The organism is Aminobacter sp. MDW-2, assembly GCF_014250155.1.
Taxonomy (GTDB): Bacteria; Pseudomonadota; Alphaproteobacteria; order Rhizobiales; family Rhizobiaceae; genus Aminobacter; species Aminobacter ciceronei.
On sequence record NZ_CP060198.1, the window covers coordinates 160,678 to 185,504 of the forward strand.

General features: G+C 63.7%; 25 protein-coding genes. 11 read left to right on the top strand and 14 right to left on the bottom strand.

Features of this window, described 5'->3' with window-relative positions; all coding sequences use genetic code 11:
- Positions 1 to 2 precede the first annotated feature (2 nt).
- From repA to H5P29_RS29485, 4 genes are all read right to left on the bottom strand, one after another.
- A complete protein-coding gene (repA, locus tag H5P29_RS29470) occupies positions 3 to 1,196 on the bottom strand; it encodes a plasmid partitioning protein RepA (RefSeq protein ID WP_067968380.1) in 1,194 nt (397 codons plus the stop codon).
- 375 nt (positions 1,197 to 1,571) lie between these two features.
- Complete coding sequence (locus H5P29_RS29475; protein WP_067968561.1) at positions 1,572 to 1,817, bottom strand: WGR domain-containing protein; 246 nt, start codon at positions 1,815 to 1,817, stop codon at positions 1,572 to 1,574.
- 95 nt (positions 1,818 to 1,912) lie between these two features.
- On the bottom strand, positions 1,913 to 5,398 hold the full coding sequence (locus tag H5P29_RS29480) for an indolepyruvate ferredoxin oxidoreductase family protein (protein WP_154384422.1): 3,486 nt from the start codon (positions 5,396 to 5,398) through the stop codon (positions 1,913 to 1,915).
- Between the two features lie 8 nt (positions 5,399 to 5,406).
- Positions 5,407 to 6,810, bottom strand: a complete 1,404-nt coding sequence (locus H5P29_RS29485; protein WP_067968375.1) for an FAD-binding oxidoreductase — start codon at positions 6,808 to 6,810, stop codon at positions 5,407 to 5,409.
- A 141-nt stretch (positions 6,811 to 6,951) separates the two neighbouring features.
- On the opposite strand from H5P29_RS29485, the gene H5P29_RS29490 reads away from it, so the two are divergent.
- From H5P29_RS29490 to H5P29_RS29500, 3 genes are read left to right on the top strand one after another with little or no spacing between them, the layout of a single operon-like run.
- Positions 6,952 to 7,701 (top strand): FadR/GntR family transcriptional regulator, encoded by a 750-nt coding sequence (locus tag H5P29_RS29490; protein WP_154384421.1) that lies wholly within the window; start codon positions 6,952 to 6,954, stop codon positions 7,699 to 7,701.
- Between the two features lie 35 nt (positions 7,702 to 7,736).
- Entirely contained in the window at positions 7,737 to 8,729 is a 993-nt protein-coding gene (locus tag H5P29_RS29495) for an MDR family oxidoreductase (protein WP_154384420.1), read from the top strand.
- A 14-nt stretch (positions 8,730 to 8,743) separates the two neighbouring features.
- On the top strand, positions 8,744 to 9,553 hold the full coding sequence (locus tag H5P29_RS29500) for an enoyl-CoA hydratase/isomerase family protein (RefSeq protein WP_067968368.1): 810 nt from the start codon (positions 8,744 to 8,746) through the stop codon (positions 9,551 to 9,553).
- Positions 9,554 to 9,565: 12 nt separating this feature from the next.
- Here H5P29_RS29500 and H5P29_RS29505 read toward each other — a convergent pair whose 3' ends face one another.
- Together H5P29_RS29505 and H5P29_RS29510 are read right to left on the bottom strand one after the other, a co-directional pair.
- Positions 9,566 to 11,263, bottom strand: coding sequence for an AMP-binding protein (locus H5P29_RS29505; RefSeq protein ID WP_154384419.1), 1,698 nt, complete (start codon positions 11,261 to 11,263; stop codon positions 9,566 to 9,568).
- Entirely contained in the window at positions 11,263 to 12,021 is a 759-nt protein-coding gene (locus tag H5P29_RS29510; protein WP_067968364.1) for a FadR/GntR family transcriptional regulator, read from the bottom strand. Before H5P29_RS29510 ends, H5P29_RS29505 begins: the two co-directional genes overlap by 1 nt.
- Positions 12,022 to 12,192: 171 nt before the next feature.
- On the opposite strand from H5P29_RS29510, the gene H5P29_RS29515 reads away from it, so the two are divergent.
- From H5P29_RS29515 to H5P29_RS29545, 7 genes are all read left to right on the top strand, one after another.
- The gene (locus H5P29_RS29515; protein WP_154384418.1) at positions 12,193 to 13,227 is read left to right on the top strand and encodes an ABC transporter substrate-binding protein; all 1,035 of its coding nucleotides are present in this window, start codon (positions 12,193 to 12,195) and stop codon (positions 13,225 to 13,227) included.
- A gap of 80 nt (positions 13,228 to 13,307) precedes the next feature.
- Positions 13,308 to 14,384 (top strand): ABC transporter ATP-binding protein, encoded by a 1,077-nt coding sequence (locus H5P29_RS29520; RefSeq protein ID WP_067968361.1) that lies wholly within the window; start codon positions 13,308 to 13,310, stop codon positions 14,382 to 14,384.
- On the top strand, positions 14,381 to 15,268 hold the full coding sequence (locus H5P29_RS29525) for an ABC transporter permease (protein WP_083948852.1): 888 nt from the start codon (positions 14,381 to 14,383) through the stop codon (positions 15,266 to 15,268). The genes H5P29_RS29520 and H5P29_RS29525 overlap by 4 nt, the downstream gene beginning before the upstream one ends.
- Positions 15,265 to 16,080, top strand: coding sequence for an ABC transporter permease (locus H5P29_RS29530; RefSeq protein WP_083948851.1), 816 nt, complete (start codon positions 15,265 to 15,267; stop codon positions 16,078 to 16,080). The genes H5P29_RS29525 and H5P29_RS29530 overlap by 4 nt, the downstream gene beginning before the upstream one ends.
- A gap of 225 nt (positions 16,081 to 16,305) precedes the next feature.
- Positions 16,306 to 17,187, top strand: a complete 882-nt coding sequence (locus tag H5P29_RS29535; protein WP_154384417.1) for an ABC transporter substrate-binding protein — start codon at positions 16,306 to 16,308, stop codon at positions 17,185 to 17,187.
- A gap of 65 nt (positions 17,188 to 17,252) precedes the next feature.
- On the top strand, positions 17,253 to 18,176 hold the full coding sequence (locus H5P29_RS29540) for an amino acid ABC transporter permease (RefSeq protein WP_067968357.1): 924 nt from the start codon (positions 17,253 to 17,255) through the stop codon (positions 18,174 to 18,176).
- Entirely contained in the window at positions 18,173 to 18,976 is an 804-nt protein-coding gene (locus tag H5P29_RS29545) for an amino acid ABC transporter ATP-binding protein (protein WP_067968354.1), read from the top strand. The genes H5P29_RS29540 and H5P29_RS29545 overlap by 4 nt, the downstream gene beginning before the upstream one ends.
- Positions 18,977 to 19,085: 109 nt before the next feature.
- On the opposite strand, the gene H5P29_RS29550 is transcribed toward H5P29_RS29545, so the two are convergent.
- From H5P29_RS29550 to H5P29_RS29560, 3 genes are all read right to left on the bottom strand, one after another.
- The gene (locus H5P29_RS29550; protein ID WP_154384416.1) at positions 19,086 to 19,253 is read right to left on the bottom strand and encodes a Thivi_2564 family membrane protein; all 168 of its coding nucleotides are present in this window, start codon (positions 19,251 to 19,253) and stop codon (positions 19,086 to 19,088) included.
- Positions 19,254 to 19,309: 56 nt separating this feature from the next.
- Positions 19,310 to 19,666 carry a hypothetical protein gene (locus tag H5P29_RS29555; protein ID WP_067968351.1) on the bottom strand — a complete coding sequence of 119 codons (357 nt, stop codon included), beginning with the start codon at positions 19,664 to 19,666 and terminating at the stop codon, positions 19,310 to 19,312.
- Between the two features lie 135 nt (positions 19,667 to 19,801).
- On the bottom strand, positions 19,802 to 20,599 hold the full coding sequence (locus tag H5P29_RS29560) for a SapC family protein (protein WP_067968349.1): 798 nt from the start codon (positions 20,597 to 20,599) through the stop codon (positions 19,802 to 19,804).
- 167 nt (positions 20,600 to 20,766) lie between these two features.
- Between H5P29_RS29560 and H5P29_RS29565 the strand changes: the two genes are divergently transcribed.
- Positions 20,767 to 21,042, top strand: coding sequence for a hypothetical protein (locus tag H5P29_RS29565; protein WP_067968347.1), 276 nt, complete (start codon positions 20,767 to 20,769; stop codon positions 21,040 to 21,042).
- Positions 21,043 to 21,047: 5 nt separating this feature from the next.
- Here H5P29_RS29565 and H5P29_RS29570 read toward each other — a convergent pair whose 3' ends face one another.
- From H5P29_RS29570 to H5P29_RS29590, 5 genes are read right to left on the bottom strand one after another with little or no spacing between them, the layout of a single operon-like run.
- A complete protein-coding gene (locus H5P29_RS29570; protein ID WP_067968340.1) occupies positions 21,048 to 21,605 on the bottom strand; it encodes a GNAT family N-acetyltransferase in 558 nt (185 codons plus the stop codon).
- Positions 21,605 to 23,089 (bottom strand): hypothetical protein, encoded by a 1,485-nt coding sequence (locus H5P29_RS29575; protein WP_154384415.1) that lies wholly within the window; start codon positions 23,087 to 23,089, stop codon positions 21,605 to 21,607. Before H5P29_RS29575 ends, H5P29_RS29570 begins: the two co-directional genes overlap by 1 nt.
- A gap of 29 nt (positions 23,090 to 23,118) precedes the next feature.
- Entirely contained in the window at positions 23,119 to 23,646 is a 528-nt protein-coding gene (locus tag H5P29_RS29580) for a phage tail protein (RefSeq protein WP_067968333.1), read from the bottom strand.
- A 9-nt stretch (positions 23,647 to 23,655) separates the two neighbouring features.
- A complete protein-coding gene (locus H5P29_RS29585) occupies positions 23,656 to 24,159 on the bottom strand; it encodes a phage tail protein (protein WP_067968330.1) in 504 nt (167 codons plus the stop codon).
- A gap of 12 nt (positions 24,160 to 24,171) precedes the next feature.
- Positions 24,172 to 24,690, bottom strand: coding sequence for a phage tail protein (locus H5P29_RS29590; RefSeq protein WP_067968327.1), 519 nt, complete (start codon positions 24,688 to 24,690; stop codon positions 24,172 to 24,174).
- Positions 24,691 to 24,827: the final 137 nt, after the last annotated feature.

The window sequence follows — 24,827 nt, forward strand, 5'->3', positions numbered from 1 at the left end:
CCTCACGCCGCCCGGTTCCATGCCTTGAGCATCAGGCTCTCGATCTCGCCGTTGACAGCTGTCAACGACTCCATGGCGCGGTCATAGGTGGCACGGCTGAAGCTCTCACGTGACACTTCGTAAAGCGTCTGCTTGGTCAGGCCCGCATCCGAAAAGGCGGTCGACTTGACCAGCGGCGCGGTCAGCACCCGATCGCCGAACAGCGAGCGCAGGAAACCGACGATCTGGGTCTGCGGTCCGTCATTGGGCTCGTAGCGCGTGATCAGGTAGCGCATGAAATCGAAATTCAGCTCGCCGCCGGCCTCCCGCACCACCGACAGAAGGTCGGCGGTCATGAACAGGAACTGGCTCATCGAGGCAACGTCGAGCATCTGCGGGTGAATGGTCACCAGCACCGAGGTCGCCGCGCACAGCGCCGACAGGGTCAGGAAGCCGAGTTGCGGCGGGCAGTCCATGACGACGACGTCGTAATTGTCGGCAACGGTCTGCAGCGCTTCCTGGACACGTGCAAAGAACATCGCCTTGTTGTCGCCGGCCTGCCGCACCGCCAGCATCTGCGGCGTCGTATGCTCGAACTCCTGAAGCTCAAGATTGCCGGGCACGAAGTCGAGCCCGTCGAAATAGGTGCGGCGGATGATGTCGGTCAGCGGCCGGCGCTCCTCGTCATAGCGGATCGCGCCATAGAGCGTGTCGTTGCCGTCGAGATCGAGTTCCGGCTGGTAGCCCAGCAGTGCCGACATCGAAGCCTGCGGATCGAGATCGATCGCCAGCACCCGGTAACCGGCCAGCGCAAGATGCTGGGCAAGGTGCGTGCTGGTCGTGGTCTTGCCCGAGCCGCCCTTGAAATTGGTGACAGCGATGACCTGAAGGTGTTCGCCACGCCCGGTGTCGCGGCGCGGCAGATAATGGCGCGCCTTGGTGGGGTTCTGCTCGGCCAGATGCCGGCGCAGCCCGTTGATGTCGTCGAGTGCGTAGTAGCGTCGCCCCCCTGCCCCGGTTTCGGGCTGCGGCCCTTCGCCTGCGATGGAGAGCTGGCGCAGATAGCCGTCGGTGACACCGATCAGACGTGCGGCTTCGCCGCTCGAAAACTTGCGCAGGACCTTCTTCGAGGTCGGCGAAAACAGCCGGTCGCGCATTGCCTGCAATTGCGCCGACAACATCTCGGCGTCCCGCGCAATGGCACGATCAGTCGCCATGACCTCGGCCTCGTCGCTCGCGTTTTCCGCCCGTGCTTGAACTGCCCCAACCAAGTCTTTAGTCCCCTCTCGCCCACCAGCGCATGCGTAAGCGACGCACCGTCAGGCTTCGTTAAGATTTATGCGCCGATTCGCTGCAGAATCCGAATCCGGGTTACGCCTTCGCACATTTTAACGTGCCGGAGCGTGGATAACGGTTTTCTGAGGCGGTTACGCTGGACGCATCGAATTACGACCAATTAGCGTAACAAGGGTGCTGGAGAGGGCGAGTCGAGTCAACTTGTTTATAGTTAACGGAAATTAACCATTGTGACGGAGGCGTAACGGCGACCGTCGAGGACCGTTTCGGTCCCGGCATATCGTCGTTGACAGCTGTCAACCGACGGAGCTGTAGCCGCGCTTGACCTTGGACACCACCAAACGGCGCATCGCCTCCTGCGCCTGGGCAACGTTGGCAAAGAGATCGAGACGCCTCCGGCCCAGCGTACCTATGCGGCCCCATTCGCGCACCAGCACCGCGTCGCCAAACAGCGAACGCTCAACCGACAGGCAATAGAACCGCGCCATGTTACGGCTCGGATCACGACGCTGGAGGTGCAGGATGGGGCTCGGTTTGTGCATGGACGGCAGAATCGCGCGCGGCGAACCCACCGTCCAATGAAACTCCTGAATCGATCAGCCGTGGTCGATTCAGGCCGTTGATGGGATCAGGCTCGTCAGGCCGCCTGCCCTACGGCCGTGGCCTGATCAAATGCGGCGAGCAGTTCGAGCTTACGCTTTTCGTAACGCTCGACGGCAGCCAGCTTGATGTGGCCATAGCCGCGGACGGTCTCGGCCAGGCTGGCGATCTCTGTCGCCATTGCCAGGTTTGAAGCCGACAGGCGGGCGGCAAGCGCCTCGACCAGCGTAAAGTAGTCCGCCGCCAGTTTGCGTTCCATCTTGCGCTCGGCGGTGCGGCCGAATGGATCGAAGCGGGTGCCACGCAGGCTCTTGAGGCGAGCCAGCACGGCAAAGGCCGGCTCGATCCAGCGGCTGCCGATGGCGATCTTGGCGGGATGGCCGGTGCGCGGATCGGTACGGGTCAGCATCGGCGGCGCGAGATTGTACTGGAGCTTGAAGTCGCCTTCGAACTGCTCGGCGAGCTTTTGCCGGAAGGCCGGATCGCGATGCAGCCGCGCTACCTCGTATTCGTCCTTATAGGCCATCAGCTTGAATGCGGCCTTGGCAACGGCCGTCGCGAACATAGCCTGCCCCGGAGCCACTCTCGCCTCGGCTTGCCGCGCCTTGTCGACCAGCGTCCGATAGCGCTCGGCATATCCCGCGTCCTGATACCCGGTGAGGAACACGACGCGCTGCGCGACGATCTCATCAAGCGACTTGGCTTCGGGCGCCGAAGCGGGTGCCGTCCCAGCCTGCCGGCTGACGAAGTCCATGTCGTCGACGGAACGCCGGCCCCAGGCAAAGGCAGCGCGGTTCATGGCGACGCCGGCGCCGTTGAGGTCGATCGCCTTCTCGATCGCTTCGCGCCCGATCGGCACCAGGCCCTTCTGCCAGGCATGGCCGAGCAGGAACATGTTGGCGGCGATCGCATCGCCGAACAGCGCGGTTGCCAGCTTCATTGCGGGAAGCGTGGTGAGCGCGTCCTCGCCGCCGGCAGTGCGCAGCCGCCGCAGCGTCGCGCTTTCTCGGAAGTCGATCGTCGTGTCCTTGACGAAGGACGCCGTCGGGGCGAAGTGGTCGTCGACCACGGCCCTGGTACGGCCCTTGCCGAAAGTGGCGACGGCATTCTGCGATGCAGCGACCACGAGATCGAAGCCGAGCACCAGGTCGGCCTCGCCAGGGCCGATGCGGGCTGCGTTGTGCATCTCAGGCTGTCGCGCCAGGCGAATGTGCGAGACGACGGCACCATTCTTCTGTGCCAGGCCGGTCTGGTCGAGCGTCACCAGTGACAGGCCGTCGAGATGGGCTGCCTGTGACAGGATGCCACTGACGGTGATGACGCCTGTGCCGCCGATGCCAGTAAGCAGCAGGCTGTAGGGCGCATCGCCCAACCTGGGCAGGCTGGGCTCGGCCAGGCCGGCGTCGACGCCGCCGGCAGCCTTGGCGCGCGGCTTGCGCAGGCGCCCGCCTTCGACGGTGACAAAGCTCGGGCAAAAGCCCTTGGTGCAGCTTAGGTCGGTGTTGCAGCTCGACTGGTTGATGGCGCGCTTGCGGCCAAACTCGGTCTCGCGCGGCTCGATGGAGATGCAGTTCGAGACCGCCGAGCAATCACCGCAGCCTTCGCAGACCAGTTCGTTGATGAAGGCACGCTTGGGCGAGACGGCATAGGTGCCACGCTTGCGCCGGCGGCGCTTTTCGGCGGCGCAGACCTGGTCGTAGACCAGCACGGTGACACCTTCGACGTCGCGCAGCTCACGCTGTACCTCGTCGAGCTCGTCGCGATGCCGCACATCGACCGCACGCGGCAGCAGGCCGGCCAGCAATTGCGGCCTCTCGGAGACGACGACGACCCGCTTGGCACCCTCGGCGAGCACCTGGCCGACGATCGACGGCACCGACAATTCGCCGTCATGGCGCTGGCCACCGGTCATGGCGACCGCATCGTTGTAGAGGATCTTGTAGGTGGCGTTGACCTTGGCGGCGATGCCGGCGCGGATGGCCAGCAGACCGGAATGGAAATAAGTGCCGTCGCCCATGTTGACGAAGATGTGCTTCTCGTCAGTGAAGGGGGAAAGGCCGATCCAAGAGCCGCCTTCGCCACCCATCTGGGTGAAGGTCGAGGTGTCGCGCTCCATGCCGATCACCATCATGTGGCAACCGATACCGGTGGAGGCGCGGCTGCCCTTGGGCAGAACCGTCGATGTCGAATGCGGGCACCCTGAGCAGAAATAGGGTTCGCGGTTGAGCAGACCCGGTTCGGCAGGGGAGGGGGCTCCAACCGTTGACAGCTGTACGGCGCGGGCCGCGAGGCCTGCGTCATCAGTGCCCAGCCATTGCAGGATGGCACGTGCCACCGAGAGCGCGCCAATCTCGCCGATCGAGGGCAGGAGTGGAGAGCCGTCCGGCCCGGTCTTGCCGAAGACTTGCGGCCGGCGGTCGCCCGGCTGGTTGAACAGCTGCGACTTGATCTGCTCCTCGATGACCGGACGCTTTTCTTCGACGACGAGGATCTGCTCCAGCCCGTCGGCAAATTCGCGCAGGCCCTCCGGCTCCAGCGGCCAGACCATGCCAACCTTGTAAAGGCGGATGCCAAGCTCGGCGGCGCGGCTCTCGTCGATGCCGAGCAGTGCCAGTGCACCCTTGAGGTCGAGCCAGGATTTGCCGGTCGAGACAATGCCGAGCCGTGCAGCAGGGGAGGGCCAGACCTGACGGTCGAGGCGATTGGCACGAGCGAAGGCGAGCACCGCGGCAAGCTTGGTCTCGATCCGCCGTTCCATCGCTTGCTGTCCGTCGGGCCAGCGCATCGACAGGCCGTCGGCGGGGAGAGGCATGTCTGGCGTGACGATCTCCAGCCGGGTCGGATCGAGGTCGACAGTTGCCGAGCACTCAACGATCTCGGTCTGGCATTTGAAGCCGACCCAAGCACCGGAATAGCGGCTCATGGCCCAGCCAAGCAGACCGTAGTCGATATATTCACTGATGCCGGCCGGCGACAGAAGCGGCACCATGGCCGAGATCAGGTTGTGCTCGCTCTGGTGGGGCAGGGTCGACGACACCGCGCCATGGTCGTCGCCGACGAGCAACAGCACGCCGCCATGCTTGCTGGTGCCGACGGCATTGGCGTGGCGGATGACATCCATGGTGCGGTCGACGCCCGGGCCCTTGCCGTACCACATGGAAAAGACGCCGTCGTAGCGAGCGCCGGGGAACATGCCGGTCTGCTGCGTGCCCCACACCGCGGTCGCCGCCATGTCCTCATTGAGACCGGGCTGGAAGACGATATGGCTTTCCTTGAGATGTTTCCGGGCGCTGGCCATCTCGCGATCGAATCCGGCTAATGGAGAGCCGCGATAGCCCGAGACGTAACCTGCAGTGTTGAGCCCGACGGCCAGATCCCGCTGGCGTTGGACCATCGGCAGGCGCACCAGCGCCTGCGTGCCCGAAACCAGGATGCGGCCGCGTTCGAGCGTGTAGCGCTCGTCGAGCGCCGAGGGCATGTCGACCGGGCGGGCGCCATTTTCAGGAGAAGTCACAGCTGTCATTGCGGCACTCAGACGTTGGGCAGGGCAGGGGGCATGTCGAAGATGCGGCCCGGATTGAGAATGTTGTTGGGGTCGAGCGCGGCCTTCAGGCGGCGCATCGCCGCGAGCTCGGCCGGCGCGCGCGTCAGATGAAGATAGGCCTTCTTGTCCAATCCGATGCCATGCTCTGCCGAGATCGAGCCGCCGCTTTTCGCGACGCAATCGAACACCGCGCCGGCGACCTGGTCGGGCCTGTCGGTTCGCACGACGTAATGCAGGTTACCGTCGCCGAGATGGCCGAAGACATAATCCCGCGCCGCCGGGTCGACCTGCCGCTGGGCCGCGCGCGCCATATCGAGGAAGGCGCCCATTTCAGGCAGCGGCAGGCTGACATCGAGGCTGAGCATCGCATCTTCGGCGAACAGGAAGCGATTGACGTCATCGCGCAGCGTCCACAGCGCATGAAACTCGCGATCCGACTGCGAGACCACGACGTCCTCGACCAGTCCGTCCTCGATTGCCTGCGACAAAGTCTCGATGAAGGCCTCCTCGTCGGTTCCCGGGCTCATGCCCTGGATATCGGCGAGCACGTAGACCGGTGTCGACAGGGCGACCGGCGCGGTGAAGCCGAGCGCTGCGACCATGTCACCCATCAGCGGCGCCAGGATGACCTCGAAGCCTGACAGCAGGTTGCCGAGGCGGGCGCGCAGGAATGTGAGCAGGCCGAAGGCCGCGCCCAGCGACGGCAAGGAGCAGAAGGCCGCGGACTGCGTCACGGGCCTGGGATGCAGCCTGAGGCAGGCGCGGGTGACGACGCCGAGCGTGCCTTCGCTGCCAATGAAAAGCTGGCCGAGGTCGTAGCCCGAATTGTCCTTGGCGAGCCCCTTGAGCGAGGACAGAACACTGCCATCGGCGAGCACGGCCTCAAGCCCCAGCACCTGGGCGCGGAAGCTGCCATAGCGCAGAACGCGAATGCCGCCGGCATTGGTGGCGATGTTGCCGCCGATGGTGGCGGTGCCGCGTGCGCCGATGTCGACGCCGAAGACGAGGCCCGCAGTGTCGGCCTTTTCCTGCACGAGTTGCAGCGGCACGCCTGCATCGGCAACGATGGTTCCGGCCGTCGGCTCGACCTCCCGCAAGGTGGTCATGCGCTCGAGCGACAACACTGCCTCGCCTGCCAGCACCCTCGCCCCGCCCGACAGTCCGGTGCGGCCGCCCTGGACGACCAGCGGCAGGCGCGCGTCGTTGCAGACCTTCAGGATCTCGGCGACCTCGTCGGTGCCGCGTGGCCGCAGCACAAGCTCCGGCCGGGCGCCCCGCTCACCGGCAAGATCGTCGCTGTAGCGTGGATCGATGGCGTCGCCTGCCAGGATGGCGGCCTTGTCGAGCCGTGCCTGGAGGAGGGAGAGAACCTGATCGCTCTTGGGTGTCATGGCGCCTGGATGGCCCGGAGGAAGCCATTTCCGGGCGCTGTCTCGGTCAAGCTTATTTCGCTTGCAATATTTGTCAAACCTATATTGTTTATCTTCATATCGAAACGGAGGCGGCCGCAAGGCAGCACCGACGGAGGGCGAATGCCGATCGAATATCAGGACGTGGTTCGCACTGGCGTGGCCCGGCAGGTCGCCGACAAGATCCGCGCGGCCATTCTCGACGGCCGCCTGCAGATCGACGAACGCCTGCCGACCGAAGAAGACCTCGCCAAGAGCTTCGGCATATCGCGCCCGACGGTGCGCGAGGCGCTGAAGCGGCTTGCGGCACAGAACCTGATACGCTCGCAGCGTGGGCCGACCGGTGGCACCTTCGTCAGCCGCCCCGATCCGGAGGGCCTGTCATCGGCGATCACGGGGGCCGCGACATTGCTTGTCGGCGTCGGCGCCTTCGACATCGACGAGATCATAAGCGCGCGGCTGGAAACGGAAGCAATCTGCTGCCGGCTTGCCTGCGAGCGACGCAGCGACGCCGACCTTGCCGCGATGCGCGCCGAGATCACGCTGCAGCGTTCCAAGCTGCTCAGCGACGAGGATTTTTGCGCCTCAGACGTGCGCTTCCACCGCGCCGTTGTACAGGCGGCGGGCAACGGCCCGCTCAGCCTGATGATGTACACGGTGGTCGAGGCGTTCATGCCGATCACCAACATGATCGTTTCGCATGTGCGCGAGCGCAGCACAGTCGCCGATTTCCATGAAAAGCTTGCTGGCGCCATCGAGGCGCGTAACGCAAGCGATGCCACCGGCGTGCTGTCGGAGCTGCTCGCCTATGTTCGCGACAGCTATGCGCTCAGCCTGACGCGGCGCGCCGAACGCGAGGCCAAGCGCGGCTAAGCCGGAGATTACCCCATGCCTTCCTGGAGACTTTCATGAGCGAGACTTTTACGGCGTTGATGCTTGAAGATGTCGACGGCAAGCCGCGCGCCGGCTTCCGCGAGATCACCAAAGCCGACCTGCCAGACAACGACGTGCTGGTCGAGGTCGCCTATTCAAGCCTCAACTACAAGGATGGCCTCGCCATTTCGGGCAAGGGCCGTATCGCGCGCCGCCTGCCGATGGTCGTAGGCATCGATATTGCCGGCACTGTCGTCGAGTCGCGCTCACCGGCATGGAAGGCGGGCGACAAGGTCGTGGCCAATGGCTGGGGCATGTCGGAAACGGAGTGGGGTGCGTACACACGCTTTCAGCGGCTGAAGCCGGAATGGCTGATCCGCCTGCCTGATGCCTTCACCATGGAACAGGCGATGGCAATCGGCACCGCGGGTTACACTGCGGCCCTGTGCGTCGACGCGCTCGAAGACTGGGGCAAGATCCAGCCCGGCAAGGGCGAGGTGCTGGTGACGGGTGCTGCCGGCGGCGTCGGCTCGACAGCCGTCAGCCTGTTGTCCTCCAAGGGTTATGCCGTCGTTGCCTCGACCGGCCGGGCCGAGACGCATGACTATCTCCGCTCGCTGGGCGCAACTGCCTTCCTCGACCGGGCAGAACTCGCCGGTGAGGTCAGGCCGCTGCAGAAGGAGCGCTGGAGCGGTGCCGTCGACAGCGTCGGTTCGACCACGCTCGCCAATGCGCTGGCGCAGACTGTTTATGGCGGCGCTGTCGCGGCCTGTGGGCTGGCCGGCGGACACGACCTGCCCGGCACCGTGATGCCGCACATCCTGCGCAGCGTGACGCTGATCGGTGTCGATTCCGTATTCGCGCCGCAGGCGAAGCGGGAGCGCGCCTGGCGCACGCTGGCCGACCATCTCGACCGCACCAAGCTTGCGGCAATGACCGAGACTCACAAGATGAGCGAACTGCCTGACCTCGCCAAACGCATCGTCGCCGGCCTGGTCCGCGGCCGCGTCGTCATCGAAATCGCCTGAGGGGAGGGGAGACCATGAGCACTGACGTCGTTATCTGGGAGAAGGACGCCGAGGATGCGTTCGTCACCCTGACGCTCAACCGCCCCGACAAGATGAACGCCATGAACCAGGAGCTCGGCGACGCGCTCGAGGCGGCGATCGCCCGGGCGGTCAAGGATCCCGAGATCCGCGCCGTCATCATCACCGGCGCCGGGCGCGCCTTCACCGCCGGCTTCGACCTCGGCGGCGAGGACTTCGAGATGGATGCGGAAGCCTGGCGCGAGGACATCGGCGCCAACATGCGCCGCATGAAGCTCATTCGCGAGGCGCCGATCCCGATCATTGCCGCCGTCAACGGCTATTGTCTAGCCGGCGGGCTGGAACTGATGATGTGCTGCGACATGACGGTCGCCGCCGACGACGCGATGCTGGGTGAGCCCGAAGTTCGCCATGTCTCGGCGCCACCGACGCTGATGCTGCCCTGGACGGTGCCGATGATCCATGCCCGCCACCTGATGTACACAGGCGACCTGATCGACGGCCGCGAGGCCGCGCGCATCCATCTGGTCAACAAGGCCGTCCCGCGTGACCAATTGAGGGTGGAAGCCGAAAAGCTGGCGCGCAAATGTGCGCGCATGCCGGGTGCCGCGATCAAGTTCGCCAAGGCAGCGCTCAACCACCAGCAGCAGACGGCCGGTCTCGAGAGCTCCTGGACTTACAATCGCGAAACCACCGCAATCCTGCATGCCTCGGAAGAGGGTCGCTACTGGATGCGGCTGCTCAAGGAGCATTCACTGAAGGAATTCCTCGACATCCGCGAAAAGCCGTTCCGCGATCTGGACTAGGCTTTCAAGGCGTCAGGCGCCCACGGGTGCCTGACCGCCACCTGCCTGAAGCGCCTCGAACAGGTCGGCGTGGTTGCGCAGATAGCGCGACTGGACGATTTGGCCTTTGTCCGACTGCTCGCCCTTGCTGCGATCGGCCGGCGCAGTTGCGAGATCGAAACGGGCTATCGCGGTCGACCCCGAGGGATTGGCGGCGTTCCAGGCGGCAATGCGCGCGCTGAGTTCGTTGGGACGAGCCTTGCCCGCCGGCGAGGGAAACACCAGCGCCACGAGGCGGTCACGGTTCTCGCCCGAAATGACGATGTCGTCGGCAAGCGGCGCACATTGCGCCAGAAGGCCGGCGCGCAGCGGCCCGGTGCGCACCTTGACCCCGCTCGACAGCTTGAAATCCTCGGCGAGACGGCCATCGAAGCCGAACACGGCAACACCGTCCGAGCGCAGGCGCAGAACGGCGGCGTCGCCGCTGCGATAGAAGCCATGCTCGTCCATCGGCAGGTCAATTCGTCGGCCCTCGATCAGATAGCAGGGTGCGATGTTGGGACCAGAGACGCGCAGCTCACTGCGGCCGTCGATGTCGACAAGCGCCACGCTATGACCGGGCAGGGGGTGGCCAAGCTCACCCGGACGCTCGAGCGGCGCCGGCGACAGCGTGATCGTCGAAGCCGCTTCGGTCGCGCCATAACCTGAGAGAACCTGGAAATCGCCATGGCTGTCGCGAAAGGCGGCGAGACGGCGCCACAAATCGGCATCGATACCTGCGCCGGCAAAGAAGATGGCGCGCAGATTCCGCGTCAGGGCAAGAGCGCCGGCATCGTCGTTTTCCAGCCGGTCGAGCAGGAGCCTCAGCCCGAGCGGAACGGCGATGTGCATGGTCGGGCAGACATCGGCCATCAGCTTTGCCGTTGCCTCGATCGTCGCGGGGCCAGGTGCGGCGTCGACATGCATCGCGCCGCCGTTCCAGATCACCTTGAAGATGTTGTCGAGGCCGCCGAAGACGTGGTGCCATGGCAGCCAGTCGACGAGCACGGGCGGCGTTTCCACGACGAACGGCCACATCGCTGCGATGGCGGCCTGGTTGGACGAAACCATGCCTCGCGTGATCGGCACGCCCTTGGGCGCACCCGTGCTGCCGGAGGTGAAGAAGATCGCGGCCCAGTCATCCGGCGACACTGGCTCGTCCACTCCGGGCGTGGCCATGTCGCTGCCATCGACTGCAAGGTCGTTGAGCGAAACGGCGTCCATGCCCTGGATGGCCGGATGGCCTGACGGCGCCACGATCAGCCGGGGCCTGGCGTTTTCGAGAAACGAGCTTGTCGCTTCGGTTTCAACGCCATCGCGGAAAGGAAAGGGAGGCAGCGCCGCATGGACGAAGCCGCCGGACAGGCAAGCGAGCTTGAGCACCAGCGCATCGATGCCGGCCGGAGCCAATGTCGCCACGCAATCGCCCTTGCGCAGGCCGTAGCGGCCCGTCAGCACCTGCCGCAGGGCACGGGCGCGTGCAAGTGCCTCGCCATAGCTGATCGACCGCCTGGCGCCTTCCCGCGGCTCTGACAACAGCACCTTGTCAGGCTGCTCCTTCGCCCATCTGGCAAGCCGCACCAGAATATCAGGCAGCTCATCTGGCAGGGGGATCGAACTGCTGTAGACGCGGCGCCCGTCGGCAAGCTGTTGTTCGACCAGCTTCTGCCCCGGCGCCACGAGCTGTCCCATCAGGCTTCCTGCCGCTGGGCGCCGTCACCCTGGCGCGCCGACAGCGCCTTTTCGTAGACGCTGGACTGATAGGCAATGAGCTCCTCGAAGGCCGCCGTGGCAGCCGAGGCGTCGCGGGCGCGCAGCGCTTCCAGGATATCGGCGTGCAGCGAGACGACGCGGCCGCGTTCGCGGAAGCGGAAGGAGATCATGTTGGTTGCCGGAATCAGCGAGTCGTTGACGACCAGCATGATGAAACGCAGCTCGTTGTTGCCGGTGGCCTGGGCAATGGCGTGGTGGAAGGCGACGTCGAGGCGGCAAAATTCCTCGTCGGAAATGTCGTCACGCTCGAACGCCTCCAGCGTCGCCTCGATCGTTTCGAGATCTTCCTTAGTGGCGCGTTCGGCGGCGAGCTGGACGCAGGTGCGGCCGAGCAACAACCGCGCCTCGACGATCTCGTTGAGCCCGAAGACGCCGAGCCCGACGAACCATGTGGTCATCTCCTGCAGCATCTGGCTGGCGGCGGTGAGCGAAGGCGCATTGACGAAGACGCCGCCATTGGGGCCGCGCTTCGAACGCACCAGCTTCTTCGCCGCGAGAATCTTGAGCGCTTCGCGCACTGTCGGCTGTGAGACGCCGAAGCGCTGCGCGATTTCGGCTTCGGACGGCAGCCGCGCCTCGACGCTGAGCGTGCCCTGCACGATCTCCTGCTGCAGCGACGTCGCGATCTGATGTGCCAGGCTCTTGGTCGCCTGGACTGCCTGCTTGGCGTCCTCCATGCCCTTATGCTCTCCCTCGTTGGCCGCTTCTTATTATTTCAATATTACAATATCTAAATTGTTGACCGCCTGATCCAAAAATGCAAGCCTTCGATCCAACAGGGCTGCGCTTTCGACCCGCGACGCAAGCCACCATAAGAACTTCAGTGGGAACATGGGAGATAATTTCCGATGAAGCTGACCAGGCGTGAATTCGCCGTCGGTATGACGACGGCTATTGCCTCGATCACCCTGCCACGGCTTGCCGCGGCGCAATCGCCACTGGTCGTTCCGACCTATGGCGGGCTATGGGCCAAATTCTGGGAAGAGAAGCTCTTGCCCGGCCTCACGGCCGCAACAGGCATCCAGCCGCAGCTCGACGTCGGGCTCGGCAAGGATTTCGTCGCCAAGATCCGCGCCGGCGGCGGTCGGTCGCCCTACAGCATCTTCATGGGCAACGAAAACATCGCCGCCGTGCTGCGTGCCGAGGGCTTCTTCGAGCCTTTCGACCTCGCCAAGGTGCCGAATGCGGCAAAGACCTTCCCGCAATTCGTCAACAAGGACGCCAAAGGAATCCGCGCCATCGTCTCACCGATCGGACTCGCTTACCGCACCGACCTGGTGAAGACCGCGCCCACCTCCTGGCACGACCTCTGGGACAATCCCGAGTTCAAGGGCAAGACCGGGCTCTACCAGATCGGCAACACCGGTGCGGTCCTCTTCCTACGCCTGGTCGCCGAGTTGTTCGGCAGCGGCCCGGACGATTTCGACACTGCGTTTGCCAAGATCAAGGAACTGCTGCCCTTCACGCAGGCTTCATGGAGCGGCGAGGTGGCAACGGCACTGATCCGCGGCGACGCCATCATCGCGCCGGTCGACTGGACCGAGATCATGACGCTGCAGGACAAGGGGGCACCGGTGGCCATCGTCGCCCCCAAGGAAGGGGTGCTCGCCTTCGAGCAGTCGTTCAACCTGGTCGCGACCGGGGCCGAGAAGGACGCCGCGCACGCCTATCTGAACTACATCCTCGACGCCAAGGTCCAGCAGGACATGGCCAAGGCCTTCTACACCTCTCCGAGCAACAGCGAGTCTTCCGTCGACGACGCGATGAAGGCGCGCACGCCGATCGTCGGCCCGCGCATGGCCGAGATTAAGAGCTACGACTGGGACAGCTACGTCGACAAGGCGGCAGACATTGCCGACCGCTGGAACCGGGAGATGGCGTAAAGCCACCCCGCCATCGCATCGACGTAATGGCCGGGAGGGATGCCCCCACCTCCCGGCCGAGAACCCCGCGAGGACGCCGGATGACCGCACTGACCATCGACCGTATCAACAAGCGGTATGGAAACCTGCACATCCTGAAGGACATATCGATCCCGATCGCCCAGGGCGAGTTTGTCTCGCTGCTCGGCCCCAGCGGCTGCGGCAAGACAACGACGCTGCGCTGCATCGCCGGCTTCGAGCGGCCCGACGATGGCCGCATCCTGTTTGGCAACCGCGACGTGACACGCGCCTTGCCGGAGCAGCGCGACATCGGCATGGTGTTCCAGTCCTACGCGCTTTTTCCGCACATGACGGTGGCCGAGAATCTGAGCTTCGGGCTCGAGGTGCGCAAGGTCTCCTTGCCCGACCGCCAACGGCGCATTGCCGACGTGCTCGCGATGGTGCGCCTCGAAGGCTACGACAAGCGCTATCCGCGCGAGCTTTCCGGCGGCCAGCAGCAGCGCGTGGCGCTTGCCCGCGCGCTGGTCATCGAGCCGTCGGTGCTTTTGCTCGACGAGCCGCTGGCCAATCTCGACGCCACCTTGCGCGACGAGATGCGCTTCTTCATTCGTGACCTGCAGCAGCGCGTCGGCATCACCAGCATCTATGTCACCCACGACCAGGCCGAGGCGATGGTGATGTCGGACAAGATCGTCGTGATGAGCGCCGGCGCGATCTCGCAGTTCGGCTCGCCGCGCGACATCTATGAGCGGCCGGCGTCGCAATCGGTTGCCGGCTTCATCGGCCGGTCGAACACCATTGCGGGCAAGATCGCCGAGGCGCTTGGCCCGGACAGCTACAAGGTCGACACGCCATGCGGCAGCATCGGCACGACGGGCCCGGCGGGGCTCGCCAAGGGGGCTGAGGTCAAGATCATGATCCGGCCGGAAAACATCGACACCCGCAGGCAAGGGACAGGGGAGACGGGTGACAATGACAACGTGCTCGCCGGATCGGTGATCAACTCGGTCTATCAGGGCAGTGCCAACCAGCTGGCCGTCAGGCTCACCAGCGGCGACCGCATGATCGTCGACGTCAATGGCCGCAACCCGCTCGACATTGGCGAGCAGGTCGCCTTGCGTTTTGCCGCACGCGACAGCTGGGTCCTCGCATCATGAGCGCGGTCGAGGCGGCACCTCGCGTGGACAGCCGGGGCAACCGTGGCAGTGCTGCCTGGATGGTGGTGCCGGCGCTGGTGCTGCTGATCGGTTTCTTCGCGCTGCCATACCTGACGATTATCACCATGAGCCTGCGCGAGGCATCGACCCGCGCCGTCTATGGCGACGGCTTCACGCTGGCGCATTACACGACGGCGCTCGGTGATTTCTACATCTGGGGCATCCTCGGACGCACCTTGCTGATCGGCGCGACCGTCACCGTCATTTCGCTGCTGCTGGGCTATCCGGTCGCCTATCACCTCGCCAAGTCGCGCTCGCGCTGGACCAGCCTGCTCTACATCTTCGTGCTGTCGCCGCTGCTGGTCGGGCTGGTCGTCAGGACCTTTGCCTGGATGATCATCCTGTCCAACAACGGCGTCGCCAACCAGGCGCTCAAGGCGGCCGGCCTGATCGACTTCCCGCTGCAGCTGATGAACAATTCGCTCGGCGTCACCATCGCGCTGACGCATGTGTTCCTGCCCTTCATCATCCTGCCTTTGCTCGGCAATTTGCAGGCGATCAGTCCCGACCTTGCCATGGCGTCGCGCTCGCTCGGCGCCTCGCGCATGCGCACCTTCTGGAAGGTGACGTTGCCGCTCAGCATGCCCGGCATCCAGGCCGGCACGATCCTGGTGTTCGTGCTGTCGATCAGCGCCTATGTCACGCCCGCCATGCTTGGCGGCACCGGCGGCCGCACCATGTCGGTGCTGGTGGTGCAATACCTTGTCGACAACTTCCGCTGGCCGGCGGGGGCGGCACTGGCCATCATCATGGCGGCGGTGGCGGTCATCTTCGTCGGGCTCTATCTCAGGCTCACGGCGCGCGCGATGCGGAGACTGCCATGACAGGTTCGTCGAACGGCGTCGAAAAGACCATCTGGGACCGCCTGTTCACCGCGCTGGTCACGGCGATCTACATCTTCCTGATGTTCCCGATCGTGCTGGTCGTGCTGTTGTCGTTCAACTCGGGCGAGTTCCTGGCGTTCCCGCTCGAGGGCTTTTCGCTGCGCTGGTTCGAGGCGCTGTTTTCCAACAAGCGCTTCCTCGATGCCACGCTCTACTCGATCCAGATCGCCGCGACATCGACGGTCGTCAATGGCGTGATCGGCACACTGGCGGCGATCTACGTTGCCCGCCACGCAACGATTGCCCGCGACTACATCCGCTTGATCATGACCGCACCGCTGCTGGTGCCGGAGATTCTGACGGCGATCGCGCTGCTGTTCTATTTCTACGAAATCCGGATCGGCACCGACTATTCGATCGCCATCCAGATCGGCCACATCGTCGTCACCTTCCCCTATGTCTTCCTCAACGTGTCGTCGGCGCTGTTCAACTTCGACCGTTCGCAGGAAGAGGCGGCGCGCAGCCTCGGTGCCGGCGGCTGGATGACCTTCCGGCGCGTGACGCTGCCGGCGATCAAGCCTGGCATCATCACCGGCTGCCTGTTTGCCTTCGTCATCTCCTTCGACATCTTCAACATTTCGCTTTTGCTGAAGTCGCTCGGCAAGAACACGCTGCCGCTCGAACTGTTCGACTACCTGCGCTTCAACTTCGATCCGACCGCAGCGGCCATCGCCTCGCTCAGCATCTTCATGACCTTTGCCGCGATCCTGATCATCGACCGCACGGTCGGGCTGCGTTCGCTTCGGTTCTGATCGTGGCGGGTGAAGCACGAAGCGATATCGAGTGCCCGTTCTGCCGCCGCGATTTCTGTGACAGGGCCAGTGCTGCTCGCTTGACAATTCAGCGGCCATAAAAATACATTTCAATATCAGAATTGGTTCTGACGTGAACGCCGACGGCAAGAAGCACGCTCCATCGAGGGGAGGGCGGTCACGGGGACGAAGCCAGGGGCAGCCGCCGCCGGCCATCTCAGCATCATGAGGAGGAACAAAGTGCATCATTTTTCGCTTCTGCGCGGCGCAACGTTGGCCGCAACGGCTGCAACCGCCCTGGTGACTTTTGCCGGCGCGCTGACCGCCGCCGAACTGCCGAAATCGGCCGAGGTCAAGGACACCGGCAAGCTGATCATCGCCAACACCCTCGAATACGCGCCGTTCGAATTCATCGACGAAAACGGCAAGCAGGTCGGCATCAACATCGAGCTGGCCCAGGAAACCGCCAAGCTGCTCGGCGCCGAGCTTGAAGTCACCCGCATTCCCTTCCCCTCGATGGTGCCGGGCCTCGCCGCCGGCCGCTTCAAGGTCGCGTGGGAAACCTTCGCCGCCACCGACGAGCGCCTGAAGCAGGTCGACTTCGTGATGTTCATCAAGTCAGGCATCGTTGCGTCTACGACCGCCGACAAAGTCTCGCAGTTCCAGGGCGAGAACAATCTCTGCGGCAAGCGGGTCGGCGTCATCGGCGGCGCGGTGTCGGACTTCATCGCCGACCGCCTGAGCGCCGAGTGCAAGGAAAAAGGCCTGCCGGAGATTGCCAAGAGCATCTTCCCGGAGGGTAAGGACATCATCCAGGCCGCGCTCTCCGATCGTATCGATGCCCGCCTCGACGACGCCACCGCATCGGGCTATTTCGAGGTGACCAGCAAGGGGCAGATGGTGGTCGTTCCGGGTCTCTACGACGTCGCACCGCTCGGCATCGCCATCCCCAAGGGTGACAAGGAAACGGCCGACATGCTGGCCGCCGGCGTCAACGAGCTGATCAAGAACGGCACCTACAAGACGATCATGGCCAAGTACGGCATGACCAGCGCCATGATCGACGAAGCCTATATCGTCGACAGCGCCGACAAGATCCGCAAGTAATACGAAAGGCCGGCGAGGGACATGGAACCTTCGCCGGCCATCAGCACTGCTGGGAGGGCGGCTGAATGGACCGGGCCGAAACGCAAACGCCGCCGCCGGAGGCGCTGACAGTCGTGCCGCTGCGCCACTATGGCCTGTGGGTCGGCACAGCGATCACGCTGGCTATCCTCGGACTGATCCTCAAGGCGCTGGCCACCAATCCCGCCTTCGACTGGCCGACAGTCGGAAAGTACCTGTTCCACCCCTCGATCATGCGCGGCCTCGGCCAGACGCTGGTACTGACCGTCACCATCATGGTGCTGGCGATCGTCATCGGCACCATCGTCGCCATCATGCGGCTGTCGCCGAGCCGCATCCTGAACGCCTTTGCCAGCGCCTACATCTGGTTCTTCCGCGGCGCACCGGCGCTGATCCAGCTGATCTTCTGGTTCAACCTGGCACTGGTGGTGCGCGAGTTCTCGCTGACGCTGCCCTTCATCGGCACGCTGTTCACGGTCAAGACCAACGATTTCATGACACCTTTCGTGGCGGCCGTCATCGCGCTGTCGCTGCATGAAGCCGGCTACATGGCCGAGATCGTGCGCGCCGGCATCAACTCGGTGGCTTCAGGCCAGACCGAGGCTGCCGGCAGTCTCGGCATGAACCACCGGCTGATCCTGCGCCGCATCACGCTGCCCCAGGCAATGCGCTTCATCGTGCCGCCGACCGGCAACGAAACGATCAACCTTCTGAAGACGACATCGCTGGTCACCATCATCGCCGTCAACGATTTGCTCTATGCCGCGCAGAGCATCTATGCGCGCACCTTCGAGACCATCCCGCTGCTGATCGTCGTGGCTTTCTGGTATCTGTTCGTCGTCACCATCCTGTCGATTTGCCAGCACTACATCGAGCAATATTACGGCAGAAGCGACCTGCAGCAGGGCGCCTCCTTCGGCGACACGCTGAAACGCGCCTTCAGGTTCGGACGGGTGGCACAGCCAGCATGACATCGAAAGCAGAAAACCAGGCCCGCTTCGGCGTTCCCGACAATTCGATGGTGTTCGCACGCGGCGTGCGCAAGTCCTTCGGCGCAGTCGAAGTGCTGAAAGGCATCGACCTCAACGTGCCGACCGGCTCTGTCGCCTGTGTCATCGGACCGTCGGGTTCGGGCAAGAGCACCTTCCTGCGCTGCATCAACCATCTCGAAGAGGTCAGCGGCGGCGTGCTCCTGGTCGACGGCGAATTCGTCGGCTACGACCTGCGCCACGGCAAGCTCTACGAGGTCAACAACAAGCTTTTGTGCCAACGCCGTGCCGACATCGGCATGGTATTCCAGTCCTTCAACCTGTTCTCGCACATGACCGCACTGGAGAATTTGATCGAAGCGCCGATCATGGTGAAGGGCATGTCCAAGGCCGAAGCCAAGGACAAGGCCCATGCGCTGCTCGAGCGCGTCGGGCTATCGGCCAAGGCAGACGCCTATCCGCGCCAGCTTTCCGGCGGACAGCAGCAGCGCGTCGCGATCGCGCGAGCATTGGCGATGAACCCAAAGGTGTTGCTGTTCGACGAGCCGACCTCGGCGCTCGATCCGGAGCTCGTCGGCGAGGTGCTGGTGGTCATGCGCGACCTGGCCGAGAGCGGCATGACCATGGTCGTCGTCACCCACGAGATCGGCTTCGCCCGCGAGGTCGGCGACCAGCTGATCTTCATGGATCGCGGCGTCGTCGAGGAGCGCGGCGAACCGCGCGAAATGATCGCCAACCCGCAATCGCCGCGCACGCGCGAGTTCCTGTCCCACGTGCTGTAAGGCGACGGGCTGACCAGATATGTGGCGGTGCTGATACGCTTGGCGCATGGCGCCCGATGCTGACAAGAAGCGGCTCAAAGGCCGCTTTTTGTTGTCGTGGCACAGCCGGCTAAAAGACTGCCAAGTATTTAAGCAGCGAAACAATACCGATAATGATCACAATTATCTGCGCAATCTGCCGCATCTTGGCGTCGATGGGCAGGCGCTGAACCAGATAAAGCACAAGTATGATCACCAGGAACGTGATCAGGATACCGATGAGCACGGATGAAGCCATGGGGTTCTCCTATGGGAACTGAATGGAATGGGGCCGGCTGGTGGCGCTGTGATCGTTCAATACCAGCGGCCACCCTCACCGTTTGAGCCTTTCGCGATCGCAAAGCCGATCATGAACCCGACCAAACCTGCCAAACCAATCACGGCACCGGTCGTTGCCGGATTCTCGCGGGCGGCCTCGGAGACAGATTGGGCTTGCGAGCGAAGCTGCCGGGCCGCTCGCGACGTCCGCATCGACGCCCCCTCAATGACGCCGTGCGCCGTGTCGCGTGCTTCCGCGACAAGGTCCAAGCTGCGGTCGGTAAGGGATTTGTTGATTTTGGCGATCTCCTTGCGCAGTTCGGAGATCTGCTTTTCGACCGACTTTTGGATGCCGTCGATACCAGGAACTTCGGTTTTGGGGGTGTCAGCCATGATTTTTCCTTCTGCAACCAGATGGCAACGGTGCAGACAGGAATTTGTTCCGTGGCCGGTCGACCGCAACGGGTCACCCCGACGCCCCTCCAAAAGAGAGCCGCGCAACGGCTCTCCCAGCTTCGTCGTGAAAAATCAGACGCCCGTGACGAGCCGCCGCTGCGAAGCCTGGTAGACGAGCGAGGTCCAGCTGTTGCTCGATGCGAGGTGGCAATAGACCAGCCCGAGCGCGCCCGATCTGCGCAAATCGAGAAAGGCTTCGTCGGAGAGCTTGTTGAATGCCGGCTCGTCGATGACCTGGAAATCGGTGACGTTGAGCACTTCACCGCCTTCGAGCGTGACCGTGCTCTGGCGCGGCGCAAACAGGCCGTGGGCGTCGATCTTTTCCACCATCGCGCGGGTGGCATTGAAATCGATCTGGAACTGGTTGCAGAAGGCGAGCGCCTGCTTGCTTGCCTCGCTGGCTTCCGCCGCATTGAAGAACGGTGCGACCTTGCCGGCGCTGGAGGATACCTCGGTGACGCGCTCGCTGGCGCGGTCGACGCACAAGGTCAGCCGGCCGGTGCCCGTTCCGGAGTCGTTGGCGAGGATAAAGGGGTAGCGGCGGACATAGGCCGGGATGTAATGCGGCTCGAGCCACTTGCCGCTTGCCTCGACGAAGAGGTTTTCGTTCTGGCGCAATCCGGTGATGACGACAGGCGCCTTGGCGGCCCCGATAAAGACGATCGGATAGGAGCGCATCGCTGCCGGCATTTCGGATGCCACCACCGGGATGGCATGCGCCTCGCGGGCGAAGGAAAAATCACTGCGCGCCGTCAGGCCGAGCGAGCCATGCCGTGCCGGGTTGAGCGCCTCGGGCCTGGAATAGAACAGCGGCAGGCCGGCGGCCGCGGCACCTTCCACGGCTTTGGTTTCGGTCGTCGGTTCGGTCATCGGTCAAGTCCTTCCGGCGGCTCGGATCGCGTGGCGACTGCGCGATCGTCTTGATATTTGCTTCATAGAGTTGGCAATGTCGTGAAACTGTACTGCGACTATGGACAGGACACTGGCAAGCAGCAAGATTGGGTGCTTCTCGGATTGTACACTAGTGGGCGGACCAGATGATTTCGGCTTCGGATTTTGAAAGCTCTGTCGGGCAGACCTTCACCGTCGACGCCGGCGGCACGCAGTTGCGGCTCGAATTGCATGCGGTGCGCCCACTGTCCTCGAGCGCGCGCCCGGGCGGCGGCTTTTCGCTGCAGTTCAAGGGGCCGCGCAATGCTGCCCTGCAGCAGGCAACGTACCGCTTTGTCGGCGCCGATTTCGCCGACGACATCTTCATCGTGCCAGTGTCGGCCGACGCGACTGCCGTGTTCTACGAGGCCGTGTTCAACTGAACGCGTCATGACGGCTGCGAGCCGGGCGGAAACGCCGCCATCAGGTCGTAGACGCCCTTGTCTTCGACGACGGTGAAACCCAGCCTGAGATAGAGCCGCTTCGCCGGATTGTTCTTTTCGACGTGGATCGAGGCGCGCTTGCCCGCTGCGAAAGCCTCGTCGAGCGCGTCGCCCAGCACGGCCGCGCCGTAGCCCTGGCCGCAGGCCTCGGCTACGAAAGCGACATCGACGATACGGTGCTCATCCTGCCAGCGCGCGACATAGAGCCTGCCGATGGGACGGCCCGCATGATCGATGACGAGCCGTTCGGCACCGGGATAATGCTTGATGTAGTGATGGTGCTGGGCGGCAAACTGCTGTGCCAGGAATGATTGTTTCTGGCCCTCCGACCATCCCGTCGGCTCGAGCTCCTGCCATCGCGACGAGGCATACAGCGCCGACAGGAACGGCAGGTCCTGATCACCAGCCGGCCGGAAACTCAGACCCGCCTGGCGAGAACGACGCCAGGACGACAGACTTCCCGCCGAGACGGTCTCGGCCTTGCCCCTCAGAATTGCAGTCATCAGACCGGCGGCGTCAGGTCACGCACCACCGAGAAGCGGCGGATGCCGCCGTCGGCCAGTTGATCCCAGTCGAGGTCCCATTCCGTGCTGTCAAACGCTGTCTGGCGCTTGGCCCACAGGCCGCCTCCGGCCGGAGATCTCGTCGCATGGCTGAACAGCATCAGCCGGCCATCCGCGTTGTAGTCGAGCTTGAATTCGACATTGCTGTCGGAACTGGAAAAATCGCGCCAGCCGGTCCAGTTCTGCGTGCGCGCGCTGTTCTGCGCATTGAACTGATGAACGAAACTGCGGTCGCTGCCGACAAGGACTATGTCGTTGTCGCCCTGGATGCCGCTGGCGAGCGTGTAGATGGGCGTGCGCGAGAAGCCCGGTGTCGCCCATGGCGTCCACGTATCCGATCCCGCCGGCTTCTGCCTGGTGTGGACCACCTGGCCATTGCTGGTCAGGCCGAAGAAATTGAGCCCGCCGCCGGGCCCCAGCACCGGTGACATTCCCACAAACGTGCCTGTCGTCGGCGTGTTCATCATCACCCAGGGCGTCCACTGGCCGACAGCGGTCGTGCGCGCCACCGATTGCTGGCAGCGGTAGAGATTGAGGCCCGAATTGATGCCGAAAAGGACGATGCGGCCATCGCCCTGACGCTTGGCTGATATGGCAACGACGCTGCCCGGTATCTGCTGCCAGTCGCTCCACGGCTTGTCAGGCGGCGCCAGCTCCTGCACGGTTATGGTGATCGGCTTGTCGGTGCCGGGCGGCGTGACGGTGACCGTCTTCTCCACGACCTTGGGCGGGTTCTCCCGTATCCACCAGATCTGGCCATTGGCGGTAACGACAAAGATCTCAATCAGACCGTCGGCATCCCGTGCCATCGACATGCTCTGATAGCCCGTTGCGCCCGGTACCGCGCCGATGTTGACCGGCGGGTTCCATTTCTCGATCGGCCCAACCTGGTTGGCGTCTTCGGTGATGAAGACGAGTTGCGGGCCGCCGGACGGCTGTGCCACCACTGCGACCCGGCCATCGCGCGTCAAGCCTGTCGCCATGATGGCGTAGGTGCCCGGCGCGACAGGCGACCAAGCCTTGGCCCAGGGGCCATTGGGACCGTTCTGCGCCTTCTGCACGAGCTGACTGTTGCCATCGATGGCGATGACCATCAGCCGTGACAGCTCGAAAAACTTCACGCCAGGCGGCAGGTGGCGCAAGGCCGGTCCACTCGACCGTTTCGCGCGCACGGCCAAGGCTTTGACGGGCGTTGTTGCTTTCGCCGTCGAGGCAGACGCCTTGGCAAGGGCCGTTTTCTTCGTGGCCGAAGCAAGCGCGGCTTTCGCCTTCGATGCGGGCGCCGACTTGGCCGCCGCCTTCTTCGCTACCGGCGTCGACGTTGCCTTTGCGGTTGGTGCCTTGGCTGCAACAGGCTTCTTGGCGGTTGCGTTCTTGCCGGCGCTATCACGCGCCGTCGACTTTGGAGCTGCTTTCTTGGCCATGATGTTGGTCCTGCGTGGCTCGAAATTCATTAGCCTCTGGGCGGGAAGACACCCTGCAGCGCGATACAGAAATAGCAGGTGAGATAGGGCTGCAGATTGTTGTGTGCTGCGTCGCCACCGGCGGGTGCGAGAGCATTGGCATTCATGCTTGTCAGATTGGCTGAGACATTGGTCTGGTAAAGCTTGCCGCCAACCGAGGTGGCCACGGTAATGTCTGCCGTCAGCGAACCTTGCGTGCCATCCTCGTTTGTCACCATCAAGCTATGCGAATGCGTCGGGATCTCGGATTCGAGCAGGGTCACCGTCTCTTCCCCGCCTGTTTCGCCGAGATCGTGCAGCGACAGCCCCGGTCCCTGGCCGGGGTGCATCGGCGTTCGTCCCTGCAGATCGGGCAGGGCGAAATTGGACTTGCCATTGCCGCCATAGGTCGTGCCAAGCAGCGAGAACAGGGCGGTGTTCTGCGACAGCGGCAACAACTGGCCGTCGCACCACGCCCACCCCCTGGGCGCGAAGTTGAAGGGAAAAATACGGATTTCGGCGACGAAGGGGTCGGCCATTGCTTCCTCTCAGGTCGGCGACGGGAAAATTCCAAAAAGCGAGATGATGAAATTGATGCAGAGATAGGGCTGGAAGTTGGCGTGCGGCTGGCTGCCGCCGACCGATCCCACCGCGGCTTGCGCCATAGCTACAGTCACCGTCTCCGGAGCGTAGGGTGTGATCACAGTCGAGCTGGCCAGGACGTTACCCTCGGGTGCCGGCTGAGCGCCATTGACTGTCGAGCCGAGCAAGGGATGGGAGTGCGCGGGTATCTGGCCGATGGTCAGCGTGATCTCCTCGGCGCCGCCGGTCTCGGCCAGGATAAATCCATTGCCCTGGTGCAGCGGCACCCGGCCGCGCAGATCGGGCAGCGCGAACGTGCTCTCACCGTCGCCGCCATAGGTCGTACCGATGAGGTTGAACAGCGTCTCGTTCTCGGAGATCGGCAGCAGCTGACCTTCGCAGAACATCCATCCCGCCGGCGCGAAATTGCCGGCAAACATGCGAACCTCGCCAACATAGGGCTGTGCCATGGCTTTGCCTCCTCAGGTCGGCGAAGGGAAGATGCCCTGGAGGGCGATACAGAAGCTGAGCGTCAGGAACGGCTGCATGTTGAGATGCGCCTGGCTGCCGCCGACGTTGCTGATGCTGCCGGCTTTCAAAGCCACCAAACTCTGCGCGCTCGCCGAGTAGGTGTTGCCCGGGTCCTTGGCAAACACCGTGCCGTTGGTGTTCTGCGGTCGCGGATTGACGGCGTCACCTTGCGAACTGGACCCGCTGAGAACATGGGTGTGAGTGGGTATTTCGGAGATCGACAGCGTATGCGCCGGCTCACCACCACGTTCACCCAGCGTATGGTTGGAGCCGACATGGATCGGCAGCCGACCGCGATAGTCCGGCAGGGCAAAATTCACCCGGCCATCGCCGCCGAACGTCGTGCCCAGAAGAGAAAACAATCCCTGGTTCTGGTTTATCGGAAGAAGCTGTCCATTGCACAATGCCCAGCCTCTGGGCGCAAACGCAAAGGACATGATGCGAATTTCCGATAGAAATGGTTCCGCCATGATCGCCCCTCAACCCATTTCAATCTAGAATCAAGAATTAGAACTGTCTACTAAAACAACTATTATATCAACTACTGAAATTATATTTCAAGACATCTTAGACACTATTCACCCAATCCGGACCATCCGAGCAAGAG